Below are 15,766 nucleotides of genomic sequence, written 5' to 3'. Positions count from 1 at the left end.
TACCGAAGCTGCGGATTTGCAATTTATTGCAAGTGGTAGGAGAGCGTTCTGTAAGCCTGTGAAGGTGTCTTGTAAAGGATGCTGGAGGTATCAGAAGTGCGAATGCTGACATGAGTAGCGTTAAAGGGGGTGAAAAGCCCCCTCGCCGTAAGCGCAAGGTTTCCTACGCAACGTTCATCGGCGTAGGGTGAGTCGGCCCCTAAGGCGAGGCAGAGATGCGTAGCTGATGGGAAACAGGTCAATATTCCTGTACCGATTACAAGTGCGATGTGGGGACGGATCTTAATAGGTTATCCGGCGGTTGGAAGTGCCGGTTTAGACAGATGTAGGCGACACGTAGGCAAATCCGCGTGTCATATACCGAGGCTGTTGATCGAGCGAGCTTGCTCGCGAAGTAACTGAACGAGGTCCCAGGAAAAGCCACTAAGCTTCAGCTTGTAATTGACCGTACCGCAAACCGACACTGGTGCGCGAGATGAGTATTCTAAGGCGCTTGAGAGAACTCAGGAGAAGGAACTCGGCAAATTGACACCGTAACTTCGGAAGAAGGTGTGCCCTTGTAGTGTGATGAGAACATCTGAGCACGAATGGGTTGCAAAAAATAGGTGGCTGCGACTGTTTATTAAAAACACAGCACTCTGCAAACACGAAAGTGGACGTATAGGGTGTGACGCCTGCCCGGTGCTGGAAGATTAATTGATGGGGTGCAAGCTCTTGATCGAAGTCCCAGTAAACGGCGGCCGTAACTATAACGGTCCTAAGGTAGCGAAATTCCTTGTCGGGTAAGTTCCGACCTGCACGAATGGCGTAACGATGGCCACACTGTCTCCTCCTGAGACTCAGCGAAGTTGAAATGTTTGTGATGATGCAATCTCCCCGCGGAAAGACGGAAAGACCCCATGAACCTTTACTGTAGCTTTGTATTGAATTTTGAACAGATCTGTGTAGGATAGGTGGGAGGCTTTGAAGCAGGGTCGCTAGATCTTGTGGAGCCAACGTTGAAATACCACCCTGGTGTGTTTGAGGTTCTAACCTAGGTCCATTATCTGGATCGGGGACAGTGCATGGTAGGCAGTTTGACTGGGGCGGTCTCCTCCCAAAGTGTAACGGAGGAGTTCGAAGGTACGCTAGGTACGGTCGGACATCGTGCTAATAGTGCAATGGCATAAGCGTGCTTAACTGCGAGACTGACAAGTCGAGCAGATGCGAAAGCAGGACATAGTGATCCGGTGGTTCTGTATGGAAGGGCCATCGCTCAACGGATAAAAGGTACTCTGGGGATAACAGGCTGATACCGCCCAAGAGTTCATATCGACGGCGGTGTTTGGCACCTCGATGTCGGCTCATCTCATCCTGGGGCTGTAGCCGGTCCCAAGGGTATGGCTGTTCGCCATTTAAAGAGGTACGTGAGCTGGGTTTAAAACGTCGTGAGACAGTTTGGTCCCTATCTTCCGTGGGCGCTGCAGATTTGAGGAAGCCTGCTCCTAGTACGAGAGGACCGGAGTGGACGCACCTCTGGTGTACCGGTTGTCACGCCAGTGGCATTGCCGGGTAGCTAAGTGCGGAAGAGATAACCGCTGAAAGCATCTAAGCGGGAAACTCGTTCCAAGATGAGATCTGCCGGGGCCTTGAGCCCCCTAAAGGGTCGTTGAAGACCACGACGTTGATAGGTCGGGTGTGGAAGCGCAGCAATGCGTTAAGCTAACCGATACTAATTGCCCGTGAGGCTTGACCCTATAACTTTGACGAACTCACAGTTCGTGCAAATGTCTTATGCCAACGTTGGCAGCAATCAAAATACAAGCTGATTCGAAACTCTATGAATTCGCCCGGTTGAACAATCGTTCAGCCAGGCAACAAGTTATGCCTGACGACCATAGCAAGGTGGTACCACTCCTTCCCATCCCGAACAGGACAGTGAAACGCCTTTGCGCCGATGATAGTGCGGGTTCCCGTGTGAAAGTAGGTCATCGTCAGGCTTCTATTGAAGCCGTCAAAACCCCCAAGTACTTCGTACTTGGGGGTTTTGTCTTTTGCGCAAACGATATTTGCAATTCATGAGTGCACCGCCTTTGCGATTAGAACGGTATGTTTCTCAGCGATTGAATACGGTTTCGCCGTCGAGGGTCAGTGCGTTGGAACGTTCCAACTCCATCAGCAGTTGATCCAGCCATGCCGTTCCCGCAATGTCGGCCGCTGGTGGAATGGCCTGTCTCAGATATGGGGTCTGCAAAACCCAGTCCAGAAGCGCTGACCTGGTGATTTGTTGCCATTCAAGCAGTCGGAACTTGATCAGTACTTTTTGAGCGTGCCTCAGGTGTTGCGACGGTGATTCCCGAAATTTCGCCAGTCGGCTCCGTGCACGAACCATGGCTTCTGCTACGTCGTGGAACACAGGCCCGTGTCCTGGTATGACGACTTCTGGAGACAGTGATTCGATCAGGTCTAGTGTTTCTGCAACTTCGTGAAATGCAGACTCACCTTCGAGCTCAGGAAAGACCACACCGAAGCCGTTTTGCCAGAGCGCATCGGCAGAAATCAGGATGCGTTCCTCTTGCTGATAGAGGACGATGGCGTGAGGATCATGCCCTTTGGCGCCATGAACGGTCCAGATGCGATCTCCTAGCAGCAGTTTTTCTCCGGGCGCCAGCAGGCCATCGACCGAAAAGCGCGGACATTCCTGGCCGGTCGCGGTGTAACTGAGGGCAGCCATGTCCCAGCTTGCAACGGCCGCCGCCTGCCCGGGTGGGATGTATGTCCTGAGCGATGGATAGCACTCCTGGAGCGCAGCATTTCCCCCGCAGTGGTCGCTGTGCAAATGGGTATTCAGCAGCAGGTCCAGAGGGCGGCCATGCAGCGCACTGCCGACAAGGTCCAGTGTCTGTTGCGCATGGCTGCTGTAGCCCGAGTCGATCAATGTGGTGGGGCCGTTGCTAGCTTCGATGAGGATGTTGTTGGAGGACAGCCATCCTCTCTCCAGAACCGTCACACCAAGACGGGAGAGGCGTTCAGCGACCCCATTGTTGGCCATTCGGGCGGTCTCAGTTCACCGGGCGCAGTGCGCGCCGCAAGATCTTGCCGACATTGCTCTTGGGGAGCTCGTCACGGAACTCGATGTACTTCGGGCGCTTGTAGCCTGTGAGGTTGTCGTGACAGAAGCGCGCGACGTCCTCCTCGCGCAAGGTCGGATCGCTGCGCACGACGAAGACCTTCACAGCCTCGCCCTGCTTGGTGTCAGCGACACCAATGGCGGCGCACTCCAGCACCCCGGGGCAGAGCGAGATCACGTTCTCCAGTTCGCTCGGGAAGACGTTGAAACCCGAGACCAGGATCATGTCCTTCTTTCGATCGACGATGCGCGTGTAGCCACGCTCATCCATGATGCCGACGTCGCCGGTGCGAAGAAATCCGTCCCGGGTGAATGCGCCTTCGTTCTCGGCCTCCTGCCGGTAATAGCCGCGCATGACGTTGGGGCCGCGGATGCAGATTTCCCCGGAGGCGCCCACCGGGAGGCTGTTGCCTTCGTCGTCCTTGATGGCAACGTCGATCCCTGGCAAGGGCAGGCCGATGGTGCCGCTGAACTCGCGATTCACCACGGGATTGTTGGTGCCGATTGCGCAGGTTTCGCTCATCCCCCAGCCTTCGATCATGGCGCAGCCGGTGACGGAGAGCCATTGCCGGGCCGTTCCCTCGGAGGCCGCCATGCCGCCAGCCTGCGACATCAGCAGTGAAGAAAAGTCGAGTTGCCGGAACTGCGGGTTCTGCAGCAGGGCATTGAAAAGCGTGTTCACTGCCGGCAGAAGATGGAAAGGCCGCTTTTTGAGCGTCTCCACGAAGCCTGGTATGTCGCGAGGATTGGGAACCAGCGTCATGTGGGCTCCCCAGCGGATCGCGAGCAACGACAGTGTCAGCGCGAAGATGTGATACAGCGGCAAGGCCGCGATGCCGTTGATATTGCGCACATCACCGATCTTGCCGAGCGCCGGGCGGAACCAGGCCTCGGCCTGCAAGGTGCCAGCAATGACATTGCGGTGGGTCAGCACGGCGCCCTTGGAGAGCCCCGTGGTGCCGCCCGTGTATTGCAGGAAGGCAATGCTGTCATGGTCTGACGCGCAAGGACGCAACGGCAGGGAACTGCCTTCGGACAGGGCCTGCCGGAAGCCGACGATCGTGCGCGGACCAACAGCCCCGCTCATCGGCAGGCGGAACGGAGGCACCATCTTCGCCAGATGGCGCACGGCAAAGCTGATCCACCGGCCGTACCAGAAGCCCAGCAGGTCGCCCATGCTGGCCACCACCACGTGCCGCACCTGCGTGTGGTCGATGACTTCTTCCAGTGTCGCGGCGAAGTTCTCCAGGATCACGATCGCTTCCGCTCCCGAATCCTTGAGCTGATGCTCAAGCTCGCGCGCCGTGTACAGCGGATTCACATTCACCACCGTGTAGCCAGCGCGCAATATCGCGGTCATCGTGACCAGAAACTGCGGAATGTTGGGCAGCATCACCGCCACGCGGGCTCCGGCAGGCAAGCCACGCGCCTGAAGCCAGGCACCCAGCGCAGCGCTGTATTCGTCGAGTTCGCCGTAGGTCATCCAGCGCTCCATGCAGACGCTGACCGGACGGTCGGCGTGGCGCTTGAGCGACTCCTCGATCAGCGCGGTCAGAGAGCGGAACTGGGATGGGTCGACGTTGTGGGGAACGCCTTCAGGATAGTGCGCCAGCCAGGGGCGGAGGGTGTTGGTTTCCGGGGTAGCAAGGTCCATCCACCCATTCTGACCGTGGCAATCGCACCCACGCTCAGGGGCAGCCCTAGGGCCGTGTCGCGCAAAGCTCAGCGTCCAGCGCAGCGCAGCAGGTTGGGAGGTCATCGTCGAAGAGAACATTGATCCAACGTTGCTCCCGCTGCGTGATGGTCGCGAGGAAAGGGCGTGCATCGCCCAGCCCACCAAAGGCCGCGAAACCACGTTCGAGGAACTGCTGCAGGGCGGCAAGACCTGCCGCTTGCGCGGGGCGCCGCATCATCTTCAGCGCCATCAGCAGGGATTTGCTGCGGGTCAACCGTTGCAGTTCAGCGCCCATGTGCTGCACCACGGCGAGTTGCCGCATTCGGGCGTCGCGCCGCCCTGTCAGGCGCCAGGCGCGGGCATAGCGCCGGGTGTTGGGCTCGCTGTCCCCGATCGCGAGCCAGTGCGAGGCCATGGTGTGGTCCAGTGACTCGGTCAGCGCGTGCATCTCCGCCAGATCAACCGCCAGTTCGGCCACGGCTTCGGGGAACAGGCGTTCGAGCGCGCCGGCGATGCGTCCGAACTGGGCGTCGCGTTCGGCGAAGTCGTGGTCGCCATAAAGCTCGTCCAGGAAGAACCGGGCTGCAGACCCCTGAACGGGATGGGCCAGAACGTCGGTATAGGTCGCGCGAAAGCGCAGGCCTTGCCAATGCTTGACTGCCGACACCGCCGCGCCCAGACCGTCGCCAGCAGCCTGTACGCGCAAGGCACTCACGGTGGACAGTTGGGCCCGGATCCTGTCCGCAGCGTGCAAGGGATCGTTCATGGTGGTGCCAGTCTATCGATCCCGCACGTATGGCTCCTAGGCTGGGATCCCTAGGCAAGCCGTGTGTCGGGCGATCCCCGCATGCGATAGTCGCTTCATGCCTTCGACACCACATTCCCATCGGCCGGTCGTGCACCGGTCGTCTCGTCTGGCGCGGCTGCAGCAGGGCGTGGCCTTGGCCACCTTGCTGGCGCTCGGCATCTGGGTGTTCTGGAGCTGGGGCCGGCCCTGGACCCAAGTCCTGGCGGGATTGCTGGTGCTGGGTTTTGGCTACGCATTCGTGCTGGCCTGGGAATTTCTGGCGGTGGCGCGGGTCAACCGGCTGGACCCGACGCCGAGGGCCGGCGTCCTGACGATGCTGCGCGCCTGGTGGCAGGAGGTCAGGACCGCACCGCAAGTGTTCTCCTGGCGGCAACCGTTTCTCTGGCGGGCATGGCCCGACGAAGACGTGGCGGCGGCCCCAGGCCGCAGGGCTGTGGTACTGGTGCATGGATTTGTGTGCAACCGCGGGCTCTGGCTGCCCTGGATGCGCACACTGACCGCGCGCGGCGTGCCGTACACGTCGGTAAATCTGGAGCCGGTCTTCGGCTCGATCGACGACTACCTCCCGCTGATCGACGATGCCGTGCGCAGGGCGCACCAGCTGACTGGCCGCCCGCCGATCCTGGTGTGTCACAGCATGGGCGGACTGGCCGCTCGGGCCTGGCGGGTGGCCACGCCCGACGCCGATGAGCGCGTGGCCCACATCGTCACCATCGGGACGCCGCACCAGGGAACCTGGCTGGGCCAGTTCAGCCACGTGCCCAACGGGCGGCAGATGCGGCTGGACAGCCGCTGGCTGCAGGACCTGCGTCAGCGCGAGGCGCAGCGCTGGTCGCAAGGCAGCTACGCAGGCTTCACCTGCTGGTATTCCAACGCCGACAACATCGTGTTCCCGGCCTCGACCGCGACCCTGCCGGGCGCCGACAACCGCCACGTGCCGGGCTGGCCGCACGTGGCGCTGGCGTTTGTGGACGAGGTGCTCGAAGGCACACTCGAACTGGTGGCACGCGAAACCTGAAAACGATCAGTCGCCGGGCTTCAGATCACTCCGCGGCGCATCTGGTCGAGCTCCATCGTTTCAAACAGCGCCTTGAAGTTGCCTTCGCCGAAGCCGAGGTTGCCTTTGCGCTGGATGAACTCGAAGAAGATCGGACCGAGCTGGTTCTCACTGAAGATCTGCAGCAGCAGCTCGCCCGGCGCGCCGTCGACGAGGATGTTGCGTGCCTTCAGCGCTGCGATGTCTTCGCCGTGGTCCGGGATGCGCTTGGGCAGCAGCTCGTAGTAGGTCTCGCTGGTATTGAGCAACTTCAGGCCTTCGAGCTGCAGCGCATCCACCGTGTCATAGAGGTTGGTCGAGGCCAGCGCGATGTGCTGGATGCCTTCGCCGTGGTAACGGTCCAGGTACTCCTGGATCTGGCCCGGCTTGTCGTTGCCTTCCTCGTTGATCGGGATGCGGATCTTGCCGCAGGGGCTAGTCATCGCTTTGCTCTTGATGCCGGTCTGCTGGCCTTCCAGATCGAAGTAGCGCACTTCGCGGAAGTTGAAAATCCGCTCGTAGAAACCGGCCCACTCGGCCATGCGGCCGCGGTGCACGTTGTGCGTCAGGTGGTCGATGACCGTCAGGCCGTGGCCGGCGGGGTTCAGCTCGGCGCCGGGCAGCGGGTAGAAGTCGACGTCGTAGAAGCCGATGTTGCCGATCTTGCCTTCCTGGGCGCCGTTCTTGCCGCGCCAGCGGTCGATGAAGTAGATGATCGAGTCGCCGATGCCCTTGATGGCCGGGATGTTCAGTTCGCCCGGGCCGGCAGCGTTGGCGTAGCCCCAGGCACCCAGGGAGATGGCGCGCTCATAGGCCGCCTTGGCGTCCTGCACGCGGAAAGCAATTGCGCAGACGCTGGGGCCGTGCAGGCGGGCGAAGCGCTGCGCGAAGCTGTCGGGCTCGGCGTTGATGATGAAGTTGATGCCGCCCTGGCGGTACAGGGTGACGTTCTTGTGGCGGTGGCGGGCGATGGCCTTGAAGCCCATGCGCTCAAACAGCGCGCCCATGGCGGCCGGATCCGGTGCGGCGTATTCGATGAACTCGAAACCGTCGGTACCCATGGGGTTGTCCCAGGTGGTGAGGGCGTCGGTCGTGGACGCAGGCAGGCTGGCATTCATGGGCTGTCTCCTTGTTGGGTGGGTGAAGCGCCACTGTATCGGCGCAGCATGTCACGTTTGCTGCGTTTTGGGGCGCCTCCTTGCAGATGTATGCAGGAAAAATGCAAAATGTAGGGCATGGAAGCACTCGACAAGCTGGATCGCCACATTCTGCGCAGCCTGCAGGCGGATGGTCGCGCTACCTACGACCAGATCGCCGACGCCGTGGGTCTCTCGCCCAGCGCTGTGCTGCGGCGGGTCAAGCGGCTGGAAGAGTCGGGCGTGATCGCCCGCTATGTCGCGCTGGTCAAACCCGAGGCCGTGGGGCTGGGGCTGACGGCCTGGGTGAATGTGCGGCTGGAGAAACACAGCGGCGCCGCCAAGCGCAACCCGATGGACGAATTCCGGGCCAGTGTGCTGGGTTGGCCGGAAGTGGTGGAGTGCGCGGCGCTGACGGGCGAGATGGACTTCCTGCTGCGCCTGGTGGTGGCCGACATGGCCGCCTACTCGCGCTTCATGATGGATGTGCTGCTGCGCCACCCCTCGGTGCAAGACTGCAAGACCAGTTTCGTGATGGACCGCGTCAAGAGCACCACCGCCCTGCCGGTGTGACTTGCTATCGTTTTTGCTGCATTGCAGCAACGCCTGCCGGGCCAGAACCGGAGATATGGCACCCGTTCATCGGGTTTGTACGGGTTTAGGGAGGCAGGACCTTGTCGATATAGGGAAAACCCTTATATTTTGCGCCATGTCCTCCGAAACCACCGCCATCTCCGCGCCAGCGCGTCCGGCCCCCGCCGGCGACCCGCAGCATTCGCAGGTCGGTGCCGTGGTGCCGATCCGCAGCATGGGACGTGCGCACGCGCCGCGCATCCTGGCCCATCTGCTGGCCCTGGACGCACACGACCGCTACCTGCGTTTTGGCTATGCCGCCAACGACGAACAGATCGGTCGCTATGTCGATCAGCTCAACTTCGAACGCGACGAACTCTTTGGCGTCTTCAACCGCAAGCTCGAGCTGGTCTCGATGGCGCACCTGGCGTTCTCGGTCGATCCGAACTGCACCAGCTGCGCCGAGTTCGGCGTGTCGGTATCGAAATCGGCCCGCGGGCGGGGCTACGGCAGCCGGTTGTTCGAGCGCGCCGTGATGCACGCCCGCAACGAAGGCGTGCACCTGCTGTTCATCCACGCGCTGTCGGAAAACACCGCCATGCTGCGCATCGCGCGCAAGGCCGGGGCGGTGATCGAGCGCGATGGTCCCGAGAGCGAGGCCCATCTTCGCCTGCCGCCCGCCGACTTCGATTCGCGCGTGACCGAGCTGCTGAATGAGCAGATCGCCCTCACCGACTACCACTTCAAAGCCCAGGTCAAGCAGTTCTGGAGCGCGCTGGACCTGTTGCAGGAAATCCGCCAGGGCGTGCGCAAGTCCCGCGACGCCATGAAGTGATGGCTCCGCGCGGCGGGGGCGCCGGCAACGCGGGTGGCTCCTGTGAAGCGCTTGCGGTATCCTTTGCCGCTGTTTCAACTCCCTTTTCCTCCAGTGGCCGACCACCCTCCCAGTACGGGGCCGCAGCGCAGCCTGCGGCATGAAGACAAACGTGGATTCCTGCAGAAGCTTGCGGAATTCATTCACCCCGGACCTGACTCCAAGGACGAGCTGATCGAGACGCTCGCCGAGGCCGAGGACAACGACATCATCAACGCCGAGTCGCGCGTCATGCTCGAGGGCGTGATCCGCATCGCCGACATGTCTGCCGGCGACGTGATGGTGGCGGCGCCGCGCATGGATGTGCTCGACATCGACGCGCCCTTCGACGAGCTGCTGCACCTTGTCATCGACACGGCCCACTCGCGTTTCCCGGTCTACGAAGGCGAGCGCGAGAACATCATCGGCATCCTGCTGGCGAAAGACCTGCTCAAGCTGCAGCGGGCGCCAGAGCTGAACATCCGCGCGCTGCTGCGCCCGGCCACCTTCGTGCCCGAGAGCAAGGGCCTGAACGACCTGCTGCGCGAATTCCGCGGCAACCGCAACCACCTGGCGATCGTGATCGACGAGTTTGGCCGCGTGGCCGGCCTCATCACCATCGAGGACGTGCTGGAAGAAATCGTCGGCGAGATCGAGGACGAATTCGACGTGGCCGAAGACGATGGCGACATCTTTTCGCTGGCCGACGGCACCTGGCGCGTCAGCGGCGACACGGCCATCGAACGCATCAACGAACAGTTCGGCATCCAGCTGCCTGAAGACGGCTTCGACACCATCGGCGGCCTGATTGCCCACACCATGGGCCACGTGCCCAAGCGCGGCGAAGTCCACGAAATCGACGGCCTGCGTTTTGTCGTGCTGCACACCAAGGGCGGCGCGGTCAAGTGGTTCAAGGTCATGCCGTTGCCCACGGGCGCCTGAGCGCACATCTGCTGCGCCACGCCCCATGCGCAACCTGTTCGGCAATCTTCACCCCCATTCCAGCCTGTCCCCGTTGTCCGGCCTGCCGCCGGGCCGGCGTGCGCGCGGCAGCGGTGTTTTCTGGTTTCTGGTCTGCGTGTTCGGTGGCGCCCTGCAGGCGGCGGCGCTGGCTTGGCCGCTGAAGTCCTGGCACCCGCCGGGGCTGATGCCCGGTGAGCCCAGCGGCTGGCTGCAGATCGTTTCCCTGAGCCTCCTGGTGTTCGCGCTGCGGCATGTGCACCGCGTCGGGCAGGCGTTCTGGCGCGGCTGGGTGTTCGCCACCGTGTGGATGGCGGGCAGCCTGTGGTGGCTGTTTGTGTCGATGCACACGTATGGCGGCCTGGCGGCCTGGATGGCGGTGCTGGCCGTGGCGGCGCTGGCCGGTGGGCTGGCCCTGTTCTACGCGGTGGCATCGGTGGTGCTGTGTGCCTGGGCGCCGCGCGCGCGCTGGCTGCAGGCGCTGATGTTTGCCGCGCTGTGGACGCTGGCCGAACTGGTGCGCGGACGCTGGCTGACCGGACTGCCCTGGGGCGCCGGCGGTTACGCACAGGTCGAACTGATGGCTGTCTGGGCACCCTGGGTGGGCGTGTACGGTCTGGGCGCGCTGTCGGCGCTGCTGGCCTTTGCGTTTGCCCTCGCGGTGCCGGCGGCCTGGTCGTTGGTGCATGGGCGTCTGTTTCCCGTGCTGCCGGGGCCTCGAAGCCAGGCGGCGGGCGCTGGAACGGCCGCGTCGTGGGGCAACGCACTGGCTGGTCTGGTGGCGCTGGCGCTGCTGGCCAGTGTGCTGCTGGGCGAACGCTGGCGCGACTTGGCCCTGCGGGGCACGGCCGACGCCGGGTCGCTGAAGGTCTGGCTGTTGCAGGGCAACATCCCGCAGAACGAGAAGTTCGAGACCGGCACCGGGGTCGCCACGGCGTTGTCCTGGTACCCGGCCCAGATTGCCGAAGCCGCGCGTGCGCGACGGGCCGGGGCAGGGCCGGATCTGGTCGTGGCACCCGAAACGGCGGTGCCGGTGCTGCCGCAGCAGCTGTCGTCGGACTTCTGGGAGCCGTTCTTCGATGTCATCGGCGCGTCGTCCGCGACACCGCAGTCACCCGGCCTCGGGGTGATGGTCGGCATCCCGCTGGGCTCGATGGAGTCGGGCTACACCAACTCGGCCTGGGGCATTGCCCCCGCCATGCTGCAGGGGCGCGACGGTGGTTTTCCGGGCGCACGCTTCTACCGCTACAGCAAGCAGCACCTGGTGCCATTTGGCGAGTTCATCCCGCCGACCTTCCGCTGGTTTACCGACCTGATGCACATTCCCCTGGGCGACTTCGCCCGCGGCGATCTGGTGCAACCGGGCTGGAACTGGGCCGGGCAGCGCGTGGCGCCCAACATCTGTTACGAGGATCTGTTCGGCGAAGAACTGGCCGCATCCTTCCGCGATCCGGCCACGGCGCCGACCGTGATGGTCAATCTGAGCAACATCGGCTGGTTCGGTGACACGGTGGCCATCGACCAGCACCTGCAGATCTCCCGCCTGCGCGCGCTGGAACTGGGGCGGCCGATGCTGCGCGCCACCAACACCGGCGCCACGGCGGCCATCGACCACCAGGGCGTGGTGACCCACCGTCTGCCGCGCCTGATCCGCCACCGGCTGGAAGCCTCGGTGCAGGGCCGCACGGGGCTCACGCCCTACGCCGTCTGGGCTTCGCGCTGGGGCCAGGGGCCGGTCTGGCTGGGCTGTCTGGCCGTGGTGGCGCTGGCCTTGCTGGTGCGCCGGACCCAGCAGCGCCGGCCGACCCGGCGCACGGGCGGCGAAACCCGCCCCGGCCCGTAAAATCCAAGGTTTTGCGCGGACTGCCCGAGAGGCGGTTGCCGCGCCACCACACCCTGCATTCCGGCCAGCGGATCCACCGCCGGCAACCGACCATGTTGACCTTCCAGCAAATCATCCTGACCCTGCAGTCCTACTGGGACAAGCAAGGCTGCGCCCTGCTCCAGCCCTACGACATGGAGGTCGGCGCCGGCACCAGCCACACCGCCACCTTCCTGCGCGCGCTCGGCCCCGAGCCATGGAAGGCCGCCTATGTGCAGCCCAGCCGCCGCCCCAAGGACGGCCGCTACGGCGAGAACCCCAACCGCCTGCAGCACTACTACCAGTACCAGGTGGTGCTCAAGCCCGCACCGGCCAACATCCTGGAGCTGTACCTGGGCTCGCTCGAAGCCCTGGGCTTCGACCTGAAGAAGAACGACATCCGCTTTGTCGAAGACGACTGGGAAAACCCGACGCTGGGCGCCTGGGGCCTGGGTTGGGAGGTCTGGCTCAACGGCATGGAAGTGACGCAGTTCACCTACTTCCAGCAGGTCGGCGGCATCGACTGCAAACCCGCCACCGGCGAAATCACCTACGGCCTGGAGCGCCTGGCCATGTACCTGCAGGGCGTGGACAACGTCTACAACCTGAAGTGGACCGAGACCATGAGCTATGGCGACGTCTATCACCAGAACGAGGTCGAGCAATCCACCTACAACTTCGAGCACAGTGACGCCGACTTCCTGTTCACCGCCTTCGGTGCGCACGAGAAACAGGCCAAGCACCTGATCGAGCAGCAACTGGCCCTGCCCGCCTACGAGCAGGTGCTCAAGGCCGCGCACAGCTTCAACCTGCTGGACGCGCGCGGTGCGATCTCCGTGACCGAGCGCGCCGCCTACATCGGCCGCATCCGGAACCTCGCGCGCGCCGTCGCCCAGAGCTACTACGAGAGCCGAGAGCGTCTGGGCTTCCCCATGGCGCCGCGCGAGTGGGTGACGCAGATCGAGAAGAAAGCCGCCTGAGCCGGAGCAACAAGAATGACAACGAAGAACCTCCTCGTCGAACTGTTTGTGGAAGAGCTGCCGCCCAAGGCGCTCAGGAAGCTGGGTGATGCCTTTGCCGGTGTGCTGGCTGACCAGCTCAAGGCCCAGGGCCTGGCCGCCGCCGATGTGGTGGTGACTCCCTTTGCCTCGCCGCGCCGCCTGGCCGCGCATGTGACCGCCGTGGCCGCGCGCGCCGCCGACAAGGCTGTGTCGCAGAAGCTCATGCCCGTCAGCGTCGGTCTGGACGCCAGCGGCGCGCCCACGCCCGCGCTGCTCAAGCGCCTGGCCGGGCTGGGCGTTGACGCGGGCAACACGGCGTCTGCCGTGGCCAGTCTCAAGCGCGCCATGGACGGCAAGGCCGAAGCCCTGTTCTTCGACAGCGTGCAGCCTGGCGTCGATCTGGACGCCGGCCTGCAGAAGGCGCTCGATGAAGCGATCGCCAAGCTGCCGATCCCGAAGGTCATGAGCTACCAGCTGGAAACCGACTGCGAACTGCCCGGCTGGACCAGCGTGAACTTCGTGCGCCCGGCGCACGGCCTGGTCGCGCTGCATGGCGCCGACGTGGTGCCGGTGAAGGCGCTCGGCCTGAAGGCTGGCAATGCCACGCATGGCCACCGTTTCGAAGCGGGTGTGGACCCGGTGCTACTGGCCGACGCTGATGCGTACGCCGCCACGCTGGCCAAGGACGGTGCGGTGATCGCCTCGTTCGCCGACCGCAAGGCCGAGATCGTGCGCCAGCTGGCCGCCGCGGCGGCGAAGATTGGCGGTGGCTGCAAGCCCATCGAGGACGACGCGTTGCTGGACGAAGTGACCGCACTGGTCGAGCGGCCCAACGTGCTCATCTGCGCGTTCGAAAAACAGTTCCTCGACGTGCCGCAGGAATGCCTGATTCTCACAATGAAGGCCAACCAGAAGTACTTCCCGCTGCTGGACGCACAGGGCAAGCTGACCCACCAGTTTCTCGTGGTCAGCAACATCAGCCCGGCCGATGCGAGCGCGGTGATCGGCGGCAACGAGCGTGTGGTGCGCCCGCGCCTGGCCGATGCCAAGTTCTTCTTCGACCAGGACCGCAAGAAGACTCTGGAGAGCCGCGTCGAAGGCCTGGGCAAGGTGGTTTATCACAACAAGCTGGGCACGCAGGGCGAACGCGTCGAGCGCGTGCGCGCGATCGCCAAGTCCATCGGCCAGCAACTCGGTGGCGACGTGCTCGCGAAGAGCGCCGACACCGCCGCGCGCCTGGCCAAGACCGACCTGCTGACCGACATGGTGGGCGAGTTCCCCGAGCTGCAGGGCATCATGGGCGGCTACTACGCGCGCCACGACGGCCTCTCCGAAGACATCGCCTTCGCGATCGAAGACCACTACAAGCCGCGCTTCGCGGGCGACGAACTGCCGCGCACCCAGACCGGTGTGGTGGTGGCGCTGGCCGACAAGCTGGAGACCCTGGTTGGCATGTTCGGCATCGGCAACCTGCCGACCGGCGACAAGGACCCGTTCGCGCTGCGCCGCCATGCGCTGGGTGTGATCCGCATGCTGGTCGAGAAGGATCTGCCGCTCGAACTGACCGCGCTGCTGTCGGCTGCCGTTCCGGCCTTTGGCGACAAGATCACCGATGCGACGCCTGCGCTGGCCGATTTCATCTACGACCGCCTCGCCGGTGGCCTGCGCGAGCAGGGCGCGAGTGCGCAGGAAGTGGACGCCGTGCTGGCCCTGCGCCCGCAGCGACTGGCCGACGTGGCCCTGCGCCTGCAGGCCGTGCGTGCCTTCGCCGCGTTGCCAGAAGCGCCTGCCTTGGCCGCGGCCAACAAGCGCATCGGCAACATCCTCAAGAAGTCCGAAGGCGAGGGCGCTGCGGTCAATCCGGCGCTGTTTGTCGAGGCTGCCGAGAAGGACCTCTACGCCGCGATGCAGGCCACCGTGCCCGCCGCCAATGCGAAGTTCGATGCCGGCGACCACACCGCCAGCCTGCAGACGTTGGCTGCGCTGCGCACGCCGGTGGACGCCTTCTTCGACGGCGTGATGGTCAATGCGGAAGACGCCGCGCTCAAGGCCAACCGCCTGGGGCTGCTGAAGTCGCTGCACGAGGCCATGAACCGCGTAGCCGACCTGTCGCGCCTCGCGGCTTGATCGGCGCACACTCCGTCACGGACACCAGAAGGAAGCCCGCATGAAACTGCTGATCCTCGACCGCGACGGCACGCTCAACCGCAGTCGCGACGACTATGTGGCCTCGGCCGACGAGTGGGAGGCGCTGCCCGGCGCGCTCGAAGCCGTGGCTCGGTTGAACCACGGCGGCTGGCGCGTGGTGCTGGCGACCAACCAGTCGGGCATCGGCCGCGGCCTGTTCGACATGGCCTCGCTCAACGCGATCCACGCCAAGTTGCACCGCGCGTTGGCGGCGGTCGGCGGGCGGGTCGAGGCGATCTTTTTCTGTCCGCACGCGCCCGAAGACGCCTGCCATTGCCGCAAGCCGGAGCCGGGCCTGTTCGAACAGGTGGGTGATCGTTTCGGTCTTCCTCTGGAGGACGTGCCCGCCGTGGGCAATGCCTTGCGCCACGTGCAGGCGGGCGCCGCCGCCGGCTGCCCGACGCACCTGCTGCTGACCGGCAAGTCCGAGCACCTGCGCAGTGTGGTCGGCGCCGGTGATGCCGCCGGAGCCGAGGTCACCGGTCTGCCGCCGGGCTGCCTCCTGCACCAGGACCTTGCCGCTTTTGCCGACTGGCTGCTGGCGCAGCCCGAGCCCACCACCTGACA

The 15,766-nt window shown here is 63.9% G+C and carries 12 protein-coding genes and 2 rRNA genes (1 of these 14 running past the window's edge); 10 read left to right on the top strand and 4 right to left on the bottom strand.

The genetic code is table 11. The features are described from left to right. Positions 1-1,736, top strand: a 23S ribosomal RNA gene (locus ACLIJ1_RS13955); it begins 1,141 nt to the left of the window's first position. A 130-nt stretch (positions 1,737-1,866) separates the two neighbouring features. After that, positions 1,867-1,979 (top strand): 5S ribosomal RNA (gene rrf / locus ACLIJ1_RS13950). Positions 1,980-2,095: 116 nt separating this feature from the next. On the opposite strand, the gene ACLIJ1_RS13945 is transcribed toward rrf, so the two are convergent. The 3 genes from ACLIJ1_RS13945 to ACLIJ1_RS13935 are packed head-to-tail and all read right to left on the bottom strand — an operon-like array spanning position 2,096 to position 5,550. Next, a complete protein-coding gene (locus ACLIJ1_RS13945; protein ID WP_411366142.1) occupies positions 2,096-3,031 on the bottom strand; it encodes an MBL fold metallo-hydrolase in 936 nt (311 codons plus the stop codon). Between the two features lie 10 nt (positions 3,032-3,041). Beyond that, on the bottom strand, positions 3,042-4,763 hold the full coding sequence (locus tag ACLIJ1_RS13940; RefSeq protein WP_411366404.1) for an AMP-binding protein: 1,722 nt from the start codon (positions 4,761-4,763) through the stop codon (positions 3,042-3,044). Between the two features lie 46 nt (positions 4,764-4,809). Next, positions 4,810-5,550, bottom strand: coding sequence for an FFLEELY motif protein (locus tag ACLIJ1_RS13935; RefSeq protein WP_411366141.1), 741 nt, complete (start codon positions 5,548-5,550; stop codon positions 4,810-4,812). Positions 5,551-5,680: 130 nt separating this feature from the next. Here ACLIJ1_RS13935 and ACLIJ1_RS13930 point away from each other — a divergent pair, with 130 nt between their 5' ends. After that, positions 5,681-6,610, top strand: coding sequence for an esterase/lipase family protein (locus ACLIJ1_RS13930; RefSeq protein ID WP_411366140.1), 930 nt, complete (start codon positions 5,681-5,683; stop codon positions 6,608-6,610). Positions 6,611-6,630: 20 nt separating this feature from the next. Here the strand turns inward: ACLIJ1_RS13930 and hppD are convergent, their stop codons facing one another. Further along, positions 6,631-7,746 carry a 4-hydroxyphenylpyruvate dioxygenase gene (gene hppD / locus ACLIJ1_RS13925; RefSeq protein WP_411366139.1) on the bottom strand — a complete coding sequence of 372 codons (1,116 nt, stop codon included), beginning with the start codon at positions 7,744-7,746 and terminating at the stop codon, positions 6,631-6,633. 117 nt (positions 7,747-7,863) lie between these two features. Between hppD and ACLIJ1_RS13920 the strand changes: the two genes are divergently transcribed. The 7 genes from ACLIJ1_RS13920 to gmhB all read left to right on the top strand — a co-directional run bounded on the left by ACLIJ1_RS13920 (position 7,864) and on the right by gmhB (position 15,764). Further along, the gene (locus tag ACLIJ1_RS13920; RefSeq protein WP_411366138.1) at positions 7,864-8,337 is read left to right on the top strand and encodes an Lrp/AsnC family transcriptional regulator; all 474 of its coding nucleotides are present in this window, start codon (positions 7,864-7,866) and stop codon (positions 8,335-8,337) included. A gap of 136 nt (positions 8,338-8,473) precedes the next feature. Continuing rightward, a complete protein-coding gene (locus ACLIJ1_RS13915; protein ID WP_411366137.1) occupies positions 8,474-9,172 on the top strand; it encodes a GNAT family N-acetyltransferase in 699 nt (232 codons plus the stop codon). 93 nt (positions 9,173-9,265) lie between these two features. After that, positions 9,266-10,132, top strand: a complete 867-nt coding sequence (locus ACLIJ1_RS13910; protein WP_411366136.1) for an HlyC/CorC family transporter — start codon at positions 9,266-9,268, stop codon at positions 10,130-10,132. A 25-nt stretch (positions 10,133-10,157) separates the two neighbouring features. Further along, positions 10,158-11,993 (top strand): apolipoprotein N-acyltransferase, encoded by a 1,836-nt coding sequence (gene lnt / locus ACLIJ1_RS13905; RefSeq protein ID WP_411366135.1) that lies wholly within the window; start codon positions 10,158-10,160, stop codon positions 11,991-11,993. A gap of 92 nt (positions 11,994-12,085) precedes the next feature. Next, complete coding sequence (glyQ, locus tag ACLIJ1_RS13900; RefSeq protein WP_411366134.1) at positions 12,086-12,991, top strand: glycine--tRNA ligase subunit alpha; 906 nt, start codon at positions 12,086-12,088, stop codon at positions 12,989-12,991. Between the two features lie 15 nt (positions 12,992-13,006). Beyond that, positions 13,007-15,139, top strand: coding sequence for a glycine--tRNA ligase subunit beta (gene glyS, locus ACLIJ1_RS13895; protein WP_411366133.1), 2,133 nt, complete (start codon positions 13,007-13,009; stop codon positions 15,137-15,139). A gap of 40 nt (positions 15,140-15,179) precedes the next feature. Further along, positions 15,180-15,764 (top strand): D-glycero-beta-D-manno-heptose 1,7-bisphosphate 7-phosphatase, encoded by a 585-nt coding sequence (gene gmhB / locus ACLIJ1_RS13890; protein WP_411366132.1) that lies wholly within the window; start codon positions 15,180-15,182, stop codon positions 15,762-15,764. Positions 15,765-15,766: the final 2 nt, after the last annotated feature.

Source organism: Hydrogenophaga sp. RWCD_12 (genome assembly GCF_046604225.1).
Classification (GTDB): domain Bacteria; phylum Pseudomonadota; class Gammaproteobacteria; order Burkholderiales; family Burkholderiaceae_C; genus Hydrogenophaga.
This window is presented reverse-complemented; position numbering and strand designations above follow the sequence as displayed.

Bases quoted from the DNA above. Each gene is read 5' to 3' on its own strand.
- ACLIJ1_RS13945 (WP_411366142.1), bottom strand. From the start codon at position 3,031: ATGGCCAACAATGGGGTCGCTGAACGCCTCTCCCGTCTTGGTGTGACG.
- ACLIJ1_RS13940 (WP_411366404.1), bottom strand. From the start codon at position 4,763: ATGGACCTTGCTACCCCGGAAACCAACACCCTCCGCCCCTGGCTGGCG.
- ACLIJ1_RS13935 (WP_411366141.1), bottom strand. From the start codon at position 5,550: ATGAACGATCCCTTGCACGCTGCGGACAGGATCCGGGCCCAACTGTCC.
- hppD (WP_411366139.1), bottom strand. From the start codon at position 7,746: ATGAATGCCAGCCTGCCTGCGTCCACGACCGACGCCCTCACCACCTGG.
- ACLIJ1_RS13920 (WP_411366138.1), top strand. From the start codon at position 7,864: ATGGAAGCACTCGACAAGCTGGATCGCCACATTCTGCGCAGCCTGCAG.
- ACLIJ1_RS13915 (WP_411366137.1), top strand. From the start codon at position 8,474: ATGTCCTCCGAAACCACCGCCATCTCCGCGCCAGCGCGTCCGGCCCCC.
- lnt (WP_411366135.1), top strand. From the start codon at position 10,158: ATGCGCAACCTGTTCGGCAATCTTCACCCCCATTCCAGCCTGTCCCCG.
- glyQ (WP_411366134.1), top strand. From the start codon at position 12,086: ATGTTGACCTTCCAGCAAATCATCCTGACCCTGCAGTCCTACTGGGAC.
- glyS (WP_411366133.1), top strand. From the start codon at position 13,007: ATGACAACGAAGAACCTCCTCGTCGAACTGTTTGTGGAAGAGCTGCCG.
- gmhB (WP_411366132.1), top strand. From the start codon at position 15,180: ATGAAACTGCTGATCCTCGACCGCGACGGCACGCTCAACCGCAGTCGC.